14 protein-coding genes are annotated in these 16,653 nt (G+C 66.9%); 5 read left to right on the top strand and 9 right to left on the bottom strand.

All coding sequences use genetic code 11. The features are described 5' to 3' along the window. Positions 1-9: 9 nt before the first annotated feature. The gene (locus TSO5_RS17725; protein ID WP_109152795.1) at positions 10-3,309 is read right to left on the bottom strand and encodes an efflux RND transporter permease subunit; all 3,300 of its coding nucleotides are present in this window, start codon (positions 3,307-3,309) and stop codon (positions 10-12) included. Next, positions 3,309-4,391 (bottom strand): efflux RND transporter periplasmic adaptor subunit, encoded by a 1,083-nt coding sequence (locus TSO5_RS17720; protein ID WP_109152794.1) that lies wholly within the window; start codon positions 4,389-4,391, stop codon positions 3,309-3,311. The genes TSO5_RS17725 and TSO5_RS17720 overlap by 1 nt, the downstream gene beginning before the upstream one ends. Before the next feature lie 86 nt (positions 4,392-4,477). Here TSO5_RS17720 and TSO5_RS17715 point away from each other — a divergent pair, with 86 nt between their 5' ends. The 4 genes from TSO5_RS17715 to TSO5_RS17700 all read left to right on the top strand — a co-directional run bounded on the left by TSO5_RS17715 (position 4,478) and on the right by TSO5_RS17700 (position 7,154). Then, a complete protein-coding gene (locus TSO5_RS17715; protein ID WP_109152793.1) occupies positions 4,478-4,825 on the top strand; it encodes a metalloregulator ArsR/SmtB family transcription factor in 348 nt (115 codons plus the stop codon). Then, positions 4,822-5,025, top strand: a complete 204-nt coding sequence (locus tag TSO5_RS17710) for a DUF2892 domain-containing protein (protein ID WP_109152792.1) — start codon at positions 4,822-4,824, stop codon at positions 5,023-5,025. Before TSO5_RS17715 ends, TSO5_RS17710 begins: the two co-directional genes overlap by 4 nt. A gap of 96 nt (positions 5,026-5,121) precedes the next feature. Continuing rightward, positions 5,122-6,411 carry an FAD-dependent oxidoreductase gene (locus tag TSO5_RS17705; protein WP_109152791.1) on the top strand — a complete coding sequence of 430 codons (1,290 nt, stop codon included), beginning with the start codon at positions 5,122-5,124 and terminating at the stop codon, positions 6,409-6,411. A 119-nt stretch (positions 6,412-6,530) separates the two neighbouring features. After that, positions 6,531-7,154 (top strand): glutathione S-transferase family protein, encoded by a 624-nt coding sequence (locus TSO5_RS17700; protein WP_109152790.1) that lies wholly within the window; start codon positions 6,531-6,533, stop codon positions 7,152-7,154. Between the two features lie 145 nt (positions 7,155-7,299). On the opposite strand, the gene TSO5_RS17695 is transcribed toward TSO5_RS17700, so the two are convergent. The 7 genes from TSO5_RS17695 to TSO5_RS17660 all read right to left on the bottom strand — a co-directional run bounded on the left by TSO5_RS17695 (position 7,300) and on the right by TSO5_RS17660 (position 16,118). Further along, positions 7,300-8,529, bottom strand: a complete 1,230-nt coding sequence (locus TSO5_RS17695) for an AMP-binding protein (protein WP_109152835.1) — start codon at positions 8,527-8,529, stop codon at positions 7,300-7,302. A 182-nt stretch (positions 8,530-8,711) separates the two neighbouring features. Beyond that, positions 8,712-9,494 (bottom strand): ABC transporter ATP-binding protein, encoded by a 783-nt coding sequence (locus TSO5_RS17690; RefSeq protein WP_199230927.1) that lies wholly within the window; start codon positions 9,492-9,494, stop codon positions 8,712-8,714. Between the two features lie 147 nt (positions 9,495-9,641). Next, on the bottom strand, positions 9,642-10,922 hold the full coding sequence (locus TSO5_RS17685; protein ID WP_109152788.1) for an ABC transporter substrate-binding protein: 1,281 nt from the start codon (positions 10,920-10,922) through the stop codon (positions 9,642-9,644). A gap of 198 nt (positions 10,923-11,120) precedes the next feature. Then, positions 11,121-12,194 (bottom strand): branched-chain amino acid ABC transporter permease, encoded by a 1,074-nt coding sequence (locus tag TSO5_RS17675; protein WP_109152786.1) that lies wholly within the window; start codon positions 12,192-12,194, stop codon positions 11,121-11,123. A 7-nt stretch (positions 12,195-12,201) separates the two neighbouring features. Next, entirely contained in the window at positions 12,202-13,089 is an 888-nt protein-coding gene (locus tag TSO5_RS17670) for a branched-chain amino acid ABC transporter permease (protein WP_109152785.1), read from the bottom strand. 189 nt (positions 13,090-13,278) lie between these two features. After that, a complete protein-coding gene (locus tag TSO5_RS17665) occupies positions 13,279-15,222 on the bottom strand; it encodes a long-chain fatty acid--CoA ligase (protein ID WP_109152784.1) in 1,944 nt (647 codons plus the stop codon). Beyond that, complete coding sequence (locus tag TSO5_RS17660; RefSeq protein WP_199230925.1) at positions 15,222-16,118, bottom strand: ABC transporter ATP-binding protein; 897 nt, start codon at positions 16,116-16,118, stop codon at positions 15,222-15,224. Before TSO5_RS17660 ends, TSO5_RS17665 begins: the two co-directional genes overlap by 1 nt. A gap of 200 nt (positions 16,119-16,318) precedes the next feature. Here TSO5_RS17660 and TSO5_RS17655 point away from each other — a divergent pair. After that, positions 16,319-16,653 (top strand): helix-turn-helix domain-containing protein (locus TSO5_RS17655; protein WP_247870803.1); only part of this gene is annotated, 335 nt, incomplete at its 3' end.

Raw genomic sequence — 16,653 nt, 5'->3', positions numbered from 1 at the left:
GGGATTCTCTCACGTCCCCACCAATTCCCCCGCCGACATCGCCTTCCCCTGCGGGCTCTCCGCCGTCTCCCCCCGTTGCGGCGGCAGGGTGGGCGCGTCGCCGCGCAGCACGACGTAGATCGCCGGGATCACCAGCACGGTCAGCAGCGTCGAGCTGAGCAGCCCGAACAGCAGCGAGATCGCCAGCCCCTGGAAGATCGGGTCGGTCAGGATGAACGCGGCGCCGATCATCGCGGCGACCGCCGTCAGCAGGATCGGCTTGAAGCGGATCGCCCCCGCCTCCAGCACCGCCTCGCGCACCGTCCTCCCGCGCTCCCGCAGATGGCGGATGAAGTCCACCAGCAGGATCGAGTTGCGGACGATGATGCCGGCCAGCGCGATGAAGCCGATCATCGAGGTCGCGGTGAAGGCCGCGCCGAACAGCCAATGGCCGATCACGATGCCGATCAGCGTCAGCGGCACCGGCACCAGGATCACCAGCGGAAGCTTGAAGCTGCCGAACTGGCCGACCACCAGCAGATAGATGCCGAGGATCGCCACGCCGAAGGCCGCCCCCATGTCGCGGAAGGTGACATAGGTGATCTCCCATTCGCCCTCCCACAGCAGCGCCGGCTTGCTCTGGTCCTCGGGCTGGCCATGCAGCAGGATCTCCGGCTCCGCGCCCAGACCGGCGGCTTTCCAATCGACCTGCTTCAAGCGGTCCTGCACCGCCAGCATGCCGTAGATCGGCGCCTCGAACCGGCCGGCGAGGTCGGCCATCACCATCTCGGCATAGCGGCCGTTGCGGCGGAACAGCGGGTAGGAGGCCGGCTCCCGCGTCATGGTGACGAGGTCGCCCAACTCCACCGTGCCGCGCGCCCCCGGCACCGGGGTGGCAAGGATGCGTTCCGACAGGAATAGGCCGGATTTCGGCAGTTGCACCGCGATCTCGATCGGATTGCGCCCGGCGCCGCGGTGGGAATAGCCGACCGGCACGCCGCCGACCAGCGCCTGCAGCGTGTCGTAGACCGCCTGTTCCTCGACGCCATGGAACTCCAGGCTTTCATGGTCGAGCGCGAAGCGCAGCCGCTCGCCGGGCGCACGCACGGTGTTGTCGACGTCGACGATGAAGTCGACGCTGCGGAAGGCGTCCTCGACGATATGCGCCGCCTTCTGCCGTGTCGCCGCATCGGGGCCATAGACCTCGACCAGCAGGGTGGAGAGCACCGGCGGGCCGGGCGGCACCTCGACCACCTTGACCGTCGTGCCGTCCGGCACCGCCAGGGACTTCAGCCGGGCGCGGACGTCGAGCGCGATTTGGTGGCTGCTGCGGCTGCGCTCGCCCTTCGGCGCGAGGTTCACCTGCAAATCGCCCTGCTCCGGCTGGTCGCGAAGGTAGTAATGCCGGACCAGACCGTTGAAGTTGAAGGGAGAGGCGGTGCCGCTGTAGGCCTGGACGCTCTCCAGCTCCGGCAGGTCGCCAATCGCCCGCGCCGCGTTCAGCAGCACGCGCTCGGTCTCCTCCGGCGAGGCGCCACGCGGCAAATCGACGACGACCTGCAGTTCCGACTTGTTGTCGAAGGGCAGCAGCTTCACCGCGACGTCCTTGGTGTAGAACAGCGTGGTCGAGGCCAGGGTCGCGACGCCAACCACCAGCAGGAAGGTCCAGGCCCGCCGCTTGCTGCGGATCAGCGGGCGCGCCACCGCCAGATACATCCGCCCCAGCGCGCCGCCGCCTTCATGGCCACCCTCATGACCGCCACCATGCCCACCGCTATGCCCAGCAGCCGGCGTCTCGCCGGGCCGCAGCTTCACCATCAGCCAGGGCGTCAGCACCATGGCGACGAAGAAGCTGAACACCATCGCCGCGGAGGCGTTGGCGGGGATCGGGCTCATGTACGGCCCCATCAGGCCGGACACGAACATCATCGGCAGCAGCGCGGCGATGACGGTCAGGGTGGCGACGATGGTGGGGTTGCCGACCTCGGCCACCGCCTCGATGGCGGCTTGCACCTTGGACCGGCCGTCCTTCATCGCCCAGTGGCGGTCGATGTTCTCGACCACGACGATGGCGTCGTCCACCAGGATGCCGATGGAAAAGATCAGGGCGAACAGGCTGACGCGGTTGATGGTGTAGCCCATCAGCCAGGACGCGAACATGGTCAGCAGGATGGTCGTCGGGATGACGATCAGCGTCACGATGCCCTCGCGCCAGCCGATGGCCAGCACGATCAGGGCGACGATGGTGACGGTGGCGAGCGCCAGATGGAACAGCAGCTCGTTCACCTTCTCGTTGGCGGTCTCGCCGTAATTGCGGGTAACGGTCAGCGTCAGGCCCTTCGGCAGCGACTCCTGTTCGATGGCGTGGACGCGCTCCAGCACGCGCTCGGCGATGGTGACGGCGTTGGCGCCGGCCCGCTTGGCGATGGCGAGGGTGACGGCCGGGGTGCGGACCAGCCCGCCCTTGCCGTCCGGCGTCATCGTCCACGCCATGCTGTCGTCGGGCCGCGAGCCGACGACGATGTCGGCGACGTCCTTGACATAGACCGGGCGGCCGTCGCGGGTGGTCACCAGCAGCAGGCCGATGTCCGCCGTCCCCTGCAGGGTCTGGCCCGCCACCACCGGCAGGCTGCCGCCCTGCGCCCGCACCGATCCGACGATGAAGGACCGGTTGGCGTTCTTCACCTTGTCGACCAGCTGGTTCAGCGTCACCCCGAACAGCGCCAGCTTTTCCGGATCGGGTTCAACCCGGATCTGGTCGGGCCGGCCGCCGACGATATAGCTCTTGCCGACATCCTCGACCTGGACCAGCTGCGCCAGCAGCTCGTCGGCGACGCCGTGCAGCGCGGTGTCGGTCCAGCGCCCCGCCTCGTCCGGCTTGGGCGCCAGCGTCAGGGTCAGGATCGCCACGTCGTTGATGCCGCGCCCGACGATCAGCGGTTCGGGAATGCCGAGCGGGATGCGGTTCATGTTGGCGCGCACCTTCTCGTGCACGCGCAGGATGGCGTCGTCGGACGAGGTGCCGACCAGGAAGCGGGCGGTCACCACCACCCGGTCGTCCATGGTCTGGCTATAGGTGTGCTCGACCCCGTCGATACCCTTGACGATCTCCTCCAGCGGCTTGGTCACCAGCTCGACCGCGTCGTCGGCCTTCAGCCCGTCGGCGCGGACCAGGATGTCGACCATCGGCACGCTGATCTGCGGCTCCTCCTCGCGCGGCAGCGACATCAGGGCGACGGCGCCAACCACCAGCGAAGCCAGCAGCAGCAGGGGGGTCAGGGGCGAGCAGATGAAGGTCCGCGTCAACACCCCGGAAATGCCGAGCTTCATCACACGCCCTCCGGCCGGACGATCACGTCGCCCGGCTTCAATCCCGACAGCACCTCGATCCCGCCGGGCTGGCCATCCAGCGCGGGGATCGGCCCGCCGACCTGAACCGGCGTTTCGCTGCCGTCGGCCAGCCGCAGGAAATCGGTGCCGAAGCGGCGGACGATCCAGTCCGGCGGCACCACGATGGCCTGCCGCGTGCCGGTCGCCACATAGACCCGCACCCGCTCGCCGACGAAGAAATCTCCCAGCCCGGTGACGGTGGCGTCGGCGACCACCTGCCCGCCCGACAGTTCCGGATAGACCTGCCGCACGGTGCCGCGCTTCAGCGCGGTTTCACCAACCGGCGCCGTGGCTTGCGGAGCGGCCGGCGCCAGCCCGCGGTTGCCGACCAGCACCGGGTCGCCCTCATGCATGAAGCGGGCATGGCGCTCCGGCAGGTGCAGGCGCAGCACATAGGTCTCCGTGGCGATGCTCGCCACCGTCTCGCCGGGGACCACCACCGCGCCGTCGATCACCTTGACCTGCAGGATGCGGCCGTTGGCCGGGGCCAGCACCTCGCCCTCGCGCAACTGCTGCTCGACCACCGCCCGTTCCGCCTTCATGGCGGCGATCTGGGCGCGGGCGACGTCCACCGCCGACTGCGCGTCGTCCAGCCGCTGCTGCGTGCCCGTCCCGCTGGCGCGCAGGCGCTGCGCCCGGTCCAGCTCCAGTTCGGCCTGATGCTGCTGCGCCTGCAAAGCCTGGATGCGGGCGTCCAGCGAGACGATCTGCAACGGCAGCTTCGGGTCGCGGACGGTGGCGAGCAGTTGGCCGGTGGTGACCTTGTCCCCCTCCTTCACCTTCAGCTCGGCGATTGTGCCGCCGATGCGGGTGCGGGCCAGCGTCTCGTGAACGCTTTCCACCGTGGCGAAGACGGCCTTCAGATCCTCCACCGGTCGGGGCTGGATGGTGATGCTGGCCGGCACCTCCGCCTGCGGGGCCGGCTGGGCGCGCGACAGCGACGGGAAGCCGGCGACGCACAGCAGGGCCAGGGCGAGGGCGAGGGGGGCGGCCAGACGGGCTGGAGAGGATCGACGGGACATTGGGCCACCTCGAACGGGAGGAACGGACGGATAGGTGCGGCGGACGCCTGTTGACCTTTAATTTAGAATACTCTAATTTAGTGTCAATGAATGATTCGGATGGCCGCCATATCCGCTCCGCGGCGCGCCTGCTGAAGGCGATCGCCAACGAACGGCGCCTTTCCATCCTCTGCCATCTGGCGCACGGGGAGATGTGCGTCGGCGCGCTCGTGGCCGCCATCGGTCTCAGCCAATCGGCCCTGTCGCAGCATCTGGCCCGGCTGCGCGCCGACGGCCTCGTTCGCACCCGGCGCGTTGGGCATTCGATCGTCTATGCGCTGGCCAGCACCGAGGCCGCCGCGGTGATCGAGGTGCTGCAGGGCCTCTACTGCGACGGACCGCCACCGGACCATTCGTCGGCACTCCCCTCTTCCCCACCGGAGACACGGACATGAGCATCGATCGTATCGTAATGGCCTTCGCCGGGACCATGATCCTGGTCAGTTTGGCGCTGTCGCAACTGCACAGCCCGCAGTGGCTCTGGCTTACCGCCTTCGTCGGCGCCAACCTGCTGCAGGCCTCCTTCACCGGCTTCTGCCCGCTGGCGATGATCCTGAAGCGGCTGGGCGCGCGTTCCGGCGTCGCCTTCTCCTGAGGGAGCGGCGGCGCACATCTTCCATAAACGCAAGGCCCGCCGGTCGATCCGTCGAGATGACCGAGAAGAAGGCCTGCCTTAGGAGAGGAAACAGCAATGGCGCATATCGTCGTCCTGGGGGCGGGCATCGGGGGCATCCCGATGGCCTACGAAATGAAGGAACTGGCACGGCCGGAGGATCGGATCACCGTCGTGTCGAACAGCAACAGCTTCCAGTTCGTGCCGTCCAACCCCTGGGTGGCCGTGGGCTGGCGCAAGCGGGAGGACATCACCGTCCCGCTTGCCGAACCTTTCGCCCGCAAGGGCATCGCCTTCACCCCGGTCGGCTGCCGTCAGGTGCGGCCGGAGGAGAACCGGCTGGAGCTGAACGACGGAACCAGCCTCGACTACGACCAGCTGGTGATCGCCACCGGCCCCGAACTGGCCTTCGACGAGATCGAAGGCTTCGGTCCGCAGGCCAACACCATCTCCATCTGCCATGTCGACCATGCGGTGGAGGCGGCCGAGCGCTGGGAGGCCTTCTGCCGCGACCCCGGCCCGCTGGTGATCGGCGCGGTGCAGGGCGCCTCCTGCTTCGGCCCGGCCTATGAGTTCGCGATGATCGCCGACGCCGACCTGCGGCGCCGGAAGATCCGCCACAAGGTCCCCATCACCTTCATCAGTTCGGAACCCTATGTCGGCCATCTCGGCCTGGGCGGCGTCGGCGACACCAAGGGGCTGCTGGAATCGGCGCTGCGCGAGCGTCACATCAAGTGGATCGTCAACGCCCGCACCGACCGCTTCACCCCCGACGCCGTGCATGTCACGGAGATGGACGAGGCGGGGCGGGAGAAGACCGCGCATGTGGTCGAAAGCCGCCTGACCATGATGCTGCCGGCCTTCCGCGGCATCGCCGCACTGCGCGGTGCGGAGGGGCTGGTCAACCCGCGCGGCTTCGTCCTGGCCGACAAGCACCAGCGCAATCCGACCCACCGCAACGTCTTCGGCGTCGGCGTCTGCATCGCCATCCCGCCGGTGGAAAAGACGCCGGTGCCGGTCGGCGTGCCGAAGACCGGCTATATGATCGAAACGATGGTCACCGCCGCCGCCCGCAACATCCGCTCCCTGCTCGACGGCAAGGAGCCGGTGGAGGAAGGGACCTGGAGCGCGCTGTGCCTCGCCGATTTCGGCGACAGCGGCGTCGCCTTCGTCGCCATGCCGCAAATCCCGCCGCGCAACGTCAACTGGTCGTCGCACGGGCGCTGGGTCCATTTCGCCAAGATCGGGTTCGAGCGCTATTTCCTGCGCAAGGTCCGCAAGGGCATCAGCGAACCGGTGTACGAGCGCTATGTGCTGAAGCTGCTGGGCGTGAAGCGGGTGCAGGAGCCGGCGACCAGCGACATGTGATGCGGAGAGGAGGTGGGCGCGGTTTCCGCTGGCGCGGCTGGGCCGGTTGAGGCCATGCTCCCGGGAAATGCCGGACACTGGGCGATCCCCGTGTCCACAAATCAGGGAGACAGAGCAACGTGACCGCGCCCTTCATCCTCTATGGCAACGTGAATTCCCAGCCCGCGACCCGCATCGCGCTGTTCTTCCGGCTGGGCGGCATTCCCTTCCAGTACCGCCATGTCGACCTGCGCAACGGCCAGCAGAAGTCGCCCGAATATCAGGCGATCAACCGCTTCGGCCGGGTGCCGACGCTGGTGCATGGCGACCATTCGATTTCCGAATCCAGCGTGATCCTGACCTATCTGGCCGAGCAGACCGGCCAGTTCGGCGGCCGCGACGAGGCCGAGAAGCTGCGCCTTGCCGAATGGCTGAGCTGGCTGGCCGACGTGCTGCTGCCGGTCCAGCGCGCCCGCGCGGTGCGCAAGTTCAACGGCGACGCCAACGCCCTGCCTTGGATCGACGCCTCGGCGGCCAGCGGCCTGAAGCTGTTCGACCAGCATCTGGCCGGCCGCAGCTTCATCGAAGGCGACCGGCTGACCATCGCCGACATCTTCGCCCTCCCCTGGATCGACCTGCTGAATGAATCCGGGATCGAGGCGAAGGACTATCCCAACATCCAGGCCTGGGCCGACCGCATCCGCGCCCAGCCGGGCTACAAGCCGCAGTACGACCTGATGCCGTCGGCCGACGCGGAGTGCTGAGATAGGTTGTCGCGGCGGGTGCCCCCTCCCCATCCCTCCCCCTCTTCGAGGGAGAGGGGGCAGGAGCTTTGTGGAAGTGCGGCGGCAGTCCCCTCTCCCACCAAAGGTGGGGGAGGGTTAGGGAGGGGGCACCCGCCGCACCCGCTCACCCCCGCGTATCGTCGATCACCTTGCCATCGTTCGCCAAACTCCCCGGCGCCACGAACTCCACCGCCCCCTTCAGCTTGGTCACCGACGCCAGCGTCTCGCGGATGGCGGCCGACAGTGCCTCCCCGCTCTCCTCCGCTTCGCAGCGCAACGTCATCGTGTCGCTGGCATCCTGCCGCCCCACCACCAGCCGGGCGCGCCCGATCTGGGGATGGCGGCGCAGCACTTCTGCCACCTGCGAAGGATGCACGAACATGCCCTTGACCTTGGTGGTCTGGTCGGCGCGGCCCATCCAGCCCTTCAGCCGCATGTTGGTCCGGCCGCAGGGGCTGGTCCCCGGCAGCACCGCCGACAGATCGCCGGTGCCGAAACGGATCAGCGGATAGGCCGGGTTGAAGATGGTCACCACCACCTCGCCGACCTCGCCGTCGGGAACCGGGTCGCCGGTGCCGGGGCGGACGATCTCGACGATGCAGCCCTCGTTCACCACCAGCCCGGAACGCGCCTCCGTCTCATAGGCGACGATGCCGAGGTCGGCCGTGCCGTAGCACTGGTAGACCTCCAGCCCGCGCGCTTCATAGAAGGCGCGGGCGTCGGGCAGATAGGGGCCGCCCGACACGCTGGCGATGCGGATCGACGACACGTCCAGCCCCAGCGCGTCGCCCTTCTCCAGGATGATCTTCAGGAAGTCGGGCGTGCCGATATAACCGCGCGGCTTTAGGCTGGCGACGACCTGGGCCTGCATCTCGGTGTTGCCGGTGCCGGCGGGGATGACGGCGCAGCCGATGGCGTGCGCCCCGGTCTCGAACATCGAGCCGGCGGGGGTCAGATGGTAGGCGAAGCAGTTGTGGGCGAGATCACCGGCGCGGAAGCCGGCGGCGAACAGCGCGCGAGCGCTACGCCAGGGATCAGTGCCGTGCGGCTCCGGATCATGGATCGGGCCGGGGGAGGCGAAGACCCGGGCCAGCCGCCCGACCTCCACCGCCGCCAGACCGCCGAAGGGTGGGTCCGCCTGCTGCAGCGCGATCAGGTCGGACTTCCGCGTCACCGGCAGGGTGGCCAGCGCATTGCGGTCGTGGATCGACGCCGGGTCGATGTCGGCCAGCAGCCGGCCGAAATAGGGTGCCGCGTCCTTGGCATGGTGCAGATGGACGGGCAGCGCCGCGAACTGCTCGGCCTCGCGCCGGTCGGAGGAACGGGTTTCGAGGTCGTCGTAGTAATCGGTCATGGTCGTTCGTCCGTTCAGGGGTCGGCCGATCATCGCCAGTTTTGCCCCCTCCCCATCCCTCCCCCGCTCCGCGGGAGAGGGGGCAGGACGCTCGCAGGAGTGTCGCAAAGGAGTGGCGGCAGTCCCCTCTCCCGCGGAGCGGGGGAGGGTTAGGGAGGGGGCAACCGCAGAAGCGGCTCCCATCAAATCCAGCGCTTGCGCCGCTTGAAGCTCTTCAAATTCTTGAAGCTCTTGCGCTCTTCATTGCCGCCGCCGAGGTAGAATTCCTTCACGTCCTCGTTGTTGCGCAGCTCGTCGGCGGTGCCGTCCAGCACGACCTTGCCGTTCTCCATGATGTAGCCGCGGGTTGCGGCCTGCAGCGCCATGCGGGCGTTCTGCTCCACCAGCAGGATGGTGACGCCAAGGTCCTTGTTGATCTGCTGGACGATGCTGAACACCTCCTTCACCATCAGCGGCGACAGGCCCATGCTGGGCTCGTCCATCAGGATCAGCTTCGGCCGGGCCATCATCGCGCGGCCGATGGCCAGCATCTGCTGCTCGCCGCCGGACAGGTAGCCGGCAAGGCCGGTGCGCTCCTTCAGCCGGGGGAAATAGCTGAAGACCATGTCCAGGTCGTCCTTCACCCCACCGTCCCGGCGGGTGTAGGCGCCGAGGCGCAGGTTTTCCAGACAGGTCATGTCGGCGATGATGCGCCGGCCCTCCATCACCTGGAAGATGCCCTTGCGGACGATCTGGTCGGGGTCGATGCCGTTGATGCGCTCGCCGTTGAAGGTGATGTCGCCGCGGGTGACCTCGCCGTCCTCGGTTTTCAGCAGGCCGGAGATCGCCTTCAGAGTCGTCGACTTGCCGGCGCCGTTGGCGCCCAGCAGGGCCACGATCTCACCCTCCGGCACCTCCAGGCTGAGGCCGCGGAGCACGAGGATCACGTCGTTGTAGACGACCTCGATGTTGTTGACGGACAGCATCAGCTTTTTCGCGGCCGTGACCGGCGGTGCGACTGGAGCGTTGGTCGAAGCGGCCGTGGCGGTGGTCAGCATGCGGCACCTGAACTGTTCGTAAGAAGGGGGGCGCCCCCGCCGGAAACGGGGCGGAGGCGCCGCTTGCTCAAGGACTTACCAGCCCAGCCATTCCGCCTTGCGCGGAACGTCGACGGTGGTCAGCTTCTCCAGCTTGATGGTGCCGGCCTTGACCAGATCGTCCACGCTGGCGCCGGTCTCGCCCGACACCTTGGCGCGGTAGATGTTGACCGCCGTCATGCCGCGGTGGTCGGTGTCGGTCCAGGTCGACGGAACGCAGACGCCCTCAAGCCCGGCCGGAACCCAGTCCTTCTTCTGGTACATCGCCTTGCGGATGTTCGGGCCGGTGACGCCGCCGTTCTTCGACGCCCAGTCCATCGCCTCCTTCATGTAGTAGGCGGTGCAGACGCCGGCCATGTAATGCACCGGGCGATAGGCGTTGCCCGACGCATCGGAGATCTTGGAGATGTCCTTCAGCGTCTTCATGCCCGGCACCTCGGCGTTCCAGGTCACCGCCGTGCGCATCGGGAACACCACGCCGTCGGCGGCCGAGCCGGCGGCCTTGGCGGCGTTCTCATCCATGCCCCAGACATTGCCCATGAACTGAACCTTGGCGCCGACCGTCTGGCAGGCCTTCAGCACCGAGATGTTGGAGCCGGCGGTGTTGCCGAGATAGGCGTAGTTGACGCCCGACTGCTTCAGGGTCAGGCACTGGGCGGTGTAGTCGCCGGGGGTCAGGGCGAACTGGACGGCCGGCAGCACCTCGAAGCCCAGTTCCTTGGCCAGCTGCTCGCCGGCTTCCTTCGGCGCGTTGGGATAGGGGTGGTTGGCGCCCATGTGGACGTATTTCGGCTTGCCCTGACCGCCCTGCTTCTTCCAGTCCTCGGCCGCCCACATCAGCATGCCGCGCAGCGCGTCGGAATAGGACGGGCCGTAGAAGAAGTTGTAGGGCGCCGGCTTGGAGCCGTGCGGACCCTTGCCGGTCGGGTCGGTCAGGTGGCCGGAGTAGGAGCCGGAATAGGCCGGGATCTCGTCCTTGCCGACGAAGCCGGTCAGCGCCTCGGTGTCGGCGGTGCCCCAGCCCTGGAGAGCGGCGATCTTGTCGCTGCCCGACGACCATTTCTTGTACTGGCTGATGGCGCGCGGCGCCTGATAGCCGTAGTCGACGGTGTCGACCGCCAGCTTGGTGCCGTTGATGCCGCCATGGGCGTTGATGTAGGCCAGCGCGTCCGACACGCCCTGCGCATAGGGCACGCCGACGTCGGAGGTGGCGCCGGACTGGTCCGCCAGATGGCCGACCGGGATGTCCGCATAAGCGGTGGCGGAGGTCGCCAGCAGAAGCGCAGAGGTCGCGAAGAGCGCGGTCTTGATCGACATGGTGCGTTTACTCCCCATTCTGTTCTGTTTGTTGATCGGCAAAAGCTTGCAGGCGGAGGCTTCCCGGCCGTCATCCCCGCGAAGGCGGGGATCCAGGCTTTGCCGGGAGTCCCCTTTTCGGGAGGTCTGGATTCCCGCCTTCGCGGGAATGACGGTGAGTGGTTGCTTGTTGGAAAGAGCCAGATGGTTCGACGAGCATCAGTGCGAGAAGGGATAGAGCTTCCAGTAGGCCTTGATCTGCTTCCAACGGTGGGCCAGCCCGTCGGGCTCGAACACCAGGAACAGGATGATGACGAGGCCGATCGACATCTCGCGCAGGAAGGCGATGTTGTCCTTCAGGTTCAGCGCGGTATCGATGGCGGTGCCGCTCACCAGCTTGGTCAGGGCCTGCATCGCCTCGGGCAGGAAGACCATGAAGGCGGTGCCCATCAGCGTGCCCATGATCGAACCCAGCCCGCCGATGATGATCATGCCCAGGAACTGGATCGAGAAGAGGATGGTGAAGCCCTCGACCGACACGAACTGCAGATAGTGGGCGTACAGCGCGCCGCCGATCCCGGCGTAGAAGGCGGAGATGCCGAAGGACATCGTCCGGTACTTCGTCAGGTTGATGCCCATGATCTCGGCGGAGAGATAATGGTCGCGCACCGCCACCAGGGCGCGGCCGTCGCGGGTCCGCATCAGGTTGGTGGCGAGGATGTACATCACCACCAGCGCCACCAGAGCGACGTAGAAATAGCGCTCGTCGGTGTCGAAGGAGAAGCCGAAGATGGTCAGCGGCTCGGCGATGGTGCCGGCGGTGCCGCCGGTGAACCAGTCGGCCCGCGCGAAGAAGTCCTGCAGGATGTACTGCGCCGCCAGCGTGGCGATGGCGAGATACAGGCCCTTCAACCGCGCCGCCGGCATGCCGAACAGCAGCCCGACCAGCGTGGTGATGACGCCCGCCAGCGGAATGGCCAGCGCCACCGGGACGCCGACACTGTTGCTGAGCCAGGCCGAGGCGAAGGCGCCGAAGCCGAAGAAGGCGGAATGGCCGATGGAGATCTGGCCGGTGAAGCCGACCAGGATGTTCAGGCCCAGCGCGGCGATGCCGAGATAGCTGATCTGGATCAGCAGGCTGAGCCAGTAGCGGTCCATGAAGGCCGGGCAGGCCAGCAGGAGGACCACGCCCAGGATCGCGAAGTTGCGGCTGGTCCTGGTCGGGAAGATGGTGGTGTCGGACCCGTAGGACGTCTTGTAATCGCCGCTCGGGATGATGCTGACGGATGCCATGGGGGCCTCACACGCGCTCGATGTCTTTGGTGCCGAACAGGCCGTAGGGCTTGATCATCAGGATGGCGATCAGGACGTAGAAGGGCGCGATCTCGTACATGTTGCCCCAGTTCAGCCACTGGCTGTCCAGGTAATGCGCCATGTTCTCCAGCACGCCGACGATCAGGCCGCCGACCACCGCGCCGATGACGCTGTCGAGACCGCCCAGGATCACCGCCGGGAACACCTTGATGCCGAAGAAGGACAGAGCCGACGACACGCCGTTGACCACGCCCACCGTGACGCCGGCCACCGCCGACACCATGGCGGAGATCGCCCAGCTCATCGCGAACATGTGGCGGACCGAGATGCCCAGCGACTGCGCCACCTGCTGGTCGAAGGCGGTGGCCCGCATGGCGAGACCGGTCCGCGAATATTTGAAGAACCAGCCGAAGCCCGCCATGATCAGGATCGAGATGACCAGCGACATGACGTAGACGGTCTGCACCTCCAGCCCGAACAGGTTCATGGTGGGGCTGGCGAAGATCGGCGGGAAGGGCTTGGCGAAGACGCCGAACATCCACTTCATCGCCGCCTGGAAGACGATCGACAGGCCGATCGTCACCATGATGACGGAGATGATCGGCTCGCCGATCATCGGCCTCAAGACGACGATCTGCAGGATGACGCCGAAGGCCAGCATGAAGACCAGCGTGATCGGGAAGCCGATCCAGAAGGGCAGCTGCCAGCTGGTCAGCAACCACCAGCAGGTCCAGGCGCCGATCAGCAGGAATTCGCCCTGCGCGAAATTGACGATGCGGCTGGCCTTGTAGATCAGCACGAAGGACATGGCGACCACGCCATACAGCGCGCCGACGATCAGGCCGTTGACGAGAAGCTGAAACAGAAGGGTCATGGCGTGGCCTCTTTCTGTCCCTCTCCCGCCCCGGGAGAGGGGGACCGCGAAGCGGTCGGGTGAGGGGTCGTCCAAGGATCAGGGTGCCCGTTTCTTGCCGGACCCCTCACCCTCCCCGTGCTGCGCACGGGTCCCCTCCCTCTCCCGGGGCGGGAGAGGGTGTGATTGGCGGTGTGCATCGCGCGCTCCTCACGCCGCAACCGGCTGCCGCGGCGCCTTGGCGGCGGTCGGGGCCAGGTCGATGACGGTCAGCGTCGTGCGGATGCGCTGCTTGGTGCCGTCCTGGAAGGCGATCGTGGTGTCCACGTCGATCTTCGGCTGGCCGGCATAGATGCTGTCGATGATGGTGCCGTACTTCTCGCCGATGACGCCGCGGCGCACCTTGCGGGTGCGGGTCAGCTCGCCATCGTCGGCGTCCAGCTCCTTGTAGAGCAGCAGGAACTTGGAGATGCGCTGATACTCGGGCAGCGTCTGGTTCACCCGCTCCACCTCGGCCCGCAGCAGGTCGTAGACCTCCTGCTTCGACGACAGGTCGGAGTAGGTCGTGAAGGCGATGCGATTCTTCTCCGCCCATTTCGACACGATGGGGAAGCGGATGCAGATGATCGCCGACAGATAGTCGCGCTTGTCGCCCAGGATCACCGCCTCGGCCACATAGGGGCTGAACTTCAGCTTGTTCTCGATGTATTGCGGGCTGAAGCGGTCGCCCTGGGCGGTGGTGGCAATGTCCTTGATGCGGTCGATGATGACCAGATGGCCCTTCTTGTCGAAGAACCCGGCATCGCCGGTGTGCATCCAGCCGTCGCGCATGTCGGCGACGGTCGCATTCTCGTTCCGGTAATAGCCGGCGAACATGTTGGGGTGGCGGGTGACGATCTCGCCGACGCCGTTGTGGTCGGCGTCGATCACCTTCACCTCGATGCCGCCGTCGAACGGCACGCCGACCGTGTCGAAATCCACGTCGGTGCCGCGGTGGACGGTGTAGGCGCCCATCGTCTCGGTCTGGCCGTAGATCTGGCGAAGCGGGACGCCAAGCGCCTGGAAGAACTTGAAGGTGTCCGGCCCCAAGGCCGCACCGCCGGTCGCCGCCGATTTCAGGTTGGTGAAGCCCAGCCGGTCGCGCAGAGCCTTGAACAGGATCGCGTCGGCCATCGCCGACCGCTGACCCTTGGCCAGCGCTTCCAGCCCCAGCTTCATGCCGAGATCGTACATCTTCTGCTTGAAGGGCGAGGCGTCCATCATGCGGGCGCGCACGTCGGCAGCAATCTGCTCCCACAGGCGCGGGGCGAACAGCACGAAGGTCGGCCCGATCTCGCGGAAGTCGTGCATCATCGTCTCGGCTTCCTCGACGAAGTTCACGCGCATCCGCGACACCATGCCCATGCCGACGGCATAGACCTGTTCCATGATCCAGGACAGCGGCAGGACCGAGACATACTCGTCCTCCGGCCCCTTCGGATCGGCGGACAGGTAGCTGGCGACATGGCGGATCAGCCGGCCGGCCGGCAGCATCGCCATCTTCGGGTTCGACGTGGTGCCCGAGGTGGTGCAGAGGACGGCGACCTCCTCACCCTTCGTCGCGGCCACCATGCGGTCGTAGAGGGCCGGCTGCTGCGCGTGCAGTTCCTCGCCCATACGGACCAGATCGGTGACCGGCATCAGGCGGGGGTCGTGGTATTTGCGCATGCCGCGCGGGTCGGAATAGATGATGTGCTGCAGCGTCGGCAGACGGTCGGCGAGGTTCAGCAGTTTGTCGACCTGCTCCTCGTCCTCGGCGAACACCACCTTCACGTCGGCATAGGTGATGAGGTACGCGACCTCCTCGTCCAGCGCGTCGCGATAGATGCCCAGGCTGTAGCCGCGCACTGCGTGGGTCGCGATCTCGCCCATCACCCAGTCGGGACGGTTGTCGCCGAGAAGCCCGACGACCTCGCCCGGCACGACGCCGAGCTTGGTCATGCCCAGCGCGAAGGCGCGGACGCGGGCATGGACCTGGCTCCAGGTGAAAGTGCGCCAGATGCCGAAATCCTTCTCGCGCATGGCGATGTCGCCGCCATGCTCGCGGTCATGCAGGGCCAGCAGCTTCGGCAGGGTGTCGTTGGCGACCAGATCGGGCAGAGTGGAAGTGGACATCACGCGACCTCCTTCCGGGCCGGAGGAACGGCTGCAACCGGCGCCTCCTCCTCGTCATCCTCGCCCAGATAGGCGCGGCGGACGCGGGGGTCGGCCAGAACCTCTTCCGGCTTGCCTTCGGCGATCTTCTTGCCGAATTCCAGCACCATCACCCGGTGCGAGATGTCCATGACCACGCCCATGTCGTGTTCGATCATGACCACGGTCATGCCGAATTCCTCGTTCAGGTCGACGATGTAGCGGGCCATGTCCTCCTTCTCTTCCAGGTTCATGCCGGCCATCGGTTCGTCCAGCAGGATCAGGTCCGGCTTCAGCGCGATGGCGCGGGCCAGTTCCACCCGCTTGCGCAGGCCGTAGGACAGCGTGCCGGCGGTGGCCTTGCGCACATGCTGGATTTCGAGGAAGTCGATGATCTCCTCCACCTCGCGGCGGTGGGACAGCTCCTCCTTCCTGGCGCCGGTCAGCCAATAGAGCGACCCGGTCAGGAAGTTGTTCTTCAGCAGGTGGTGGCGGCCGACCATGATGTTGTCGAGCACGGTCATGTGCCCGAACAGCGCCAGATTCTGGAAGGTGCGGCCGATGCCGAGAGAGGCGCGATGGTTCGGGGTCATCCCCGTCACGTCGCGGCCCTTGAAGAAGACCTTGCCGTCGGTCGGCCGGTAGCGGCCGGAGATGCAGTTGACCATGGAGGTCTTGCCGGCCCCGTTGGGACCGATGATCGAGAACAGCTCGCCCCTGCGGATGCCGAAGCTGACGTCGGTCAGCGCATGGACGCCCCCGAAGCGCAGGTTGACGCCCCGAGCCTCGAAAATGGTCTCCGCCTGAGTGGTCGGCGAATTTTGGCCAGGGGAATTTTGGCCAGGGCCGGGGTGTGGTGCGACGGGCGCGCCGGACATTTCCTCCTCCGTTGCTAGTTGGTACCGCTTCTCGGGGTCACGATCCGGCTCTTGGCGGCCGGCGAGGTCCATATTGTGGACCGTTTCATGAGCAACTTCCCGACTATATACCGAGCCTCCGTCTGTTTTCAACACTGACATTCCGCCATTGCATGTTTTTTGTTGCGATAAGGCGCCGCACGGTCCATATGATGGACCTCATGAACAGTCACGCCGACATCGTCCCCTCTCCGGCCGCTCCGCCCTCCACCTCAAGCGCGGCGGGCGGCACCCAGAGCCTGGAACGCGCCATCGCCCTGCTGCGCGCGGTGGCCGACGCCGAAACCGGCGGCGCGCGGCTGGCCGACCTGATAACCGGGGTCGGGCTGTCGAAGGCGACCGCCCACCGGCTGCTGATGGCGCTGGCGCGCGACGGGCTGGTGGAGCAGGACACCCGCAGCAAGCGCTATCACCTGGGTCCCGATCTGGTGGCGCTGGGCGATCTGGCGGCGCTGCGCCACCGCCCCCCTGCCGCCCCACTCCCCACCCCCGCCCC

Source organism: Azospirillum sp. TSO5, from assembly GCF_003116065.1.
Classification (GTDB): domain Bacteria; phylum Pseudomonadota; class Alphaproteobacteria; order Azospirillales; family Azospirillaceae; genus Azospirillum.
This window is presented reverse-complemented; position numbering and strand designations above follow the sequence as displayed.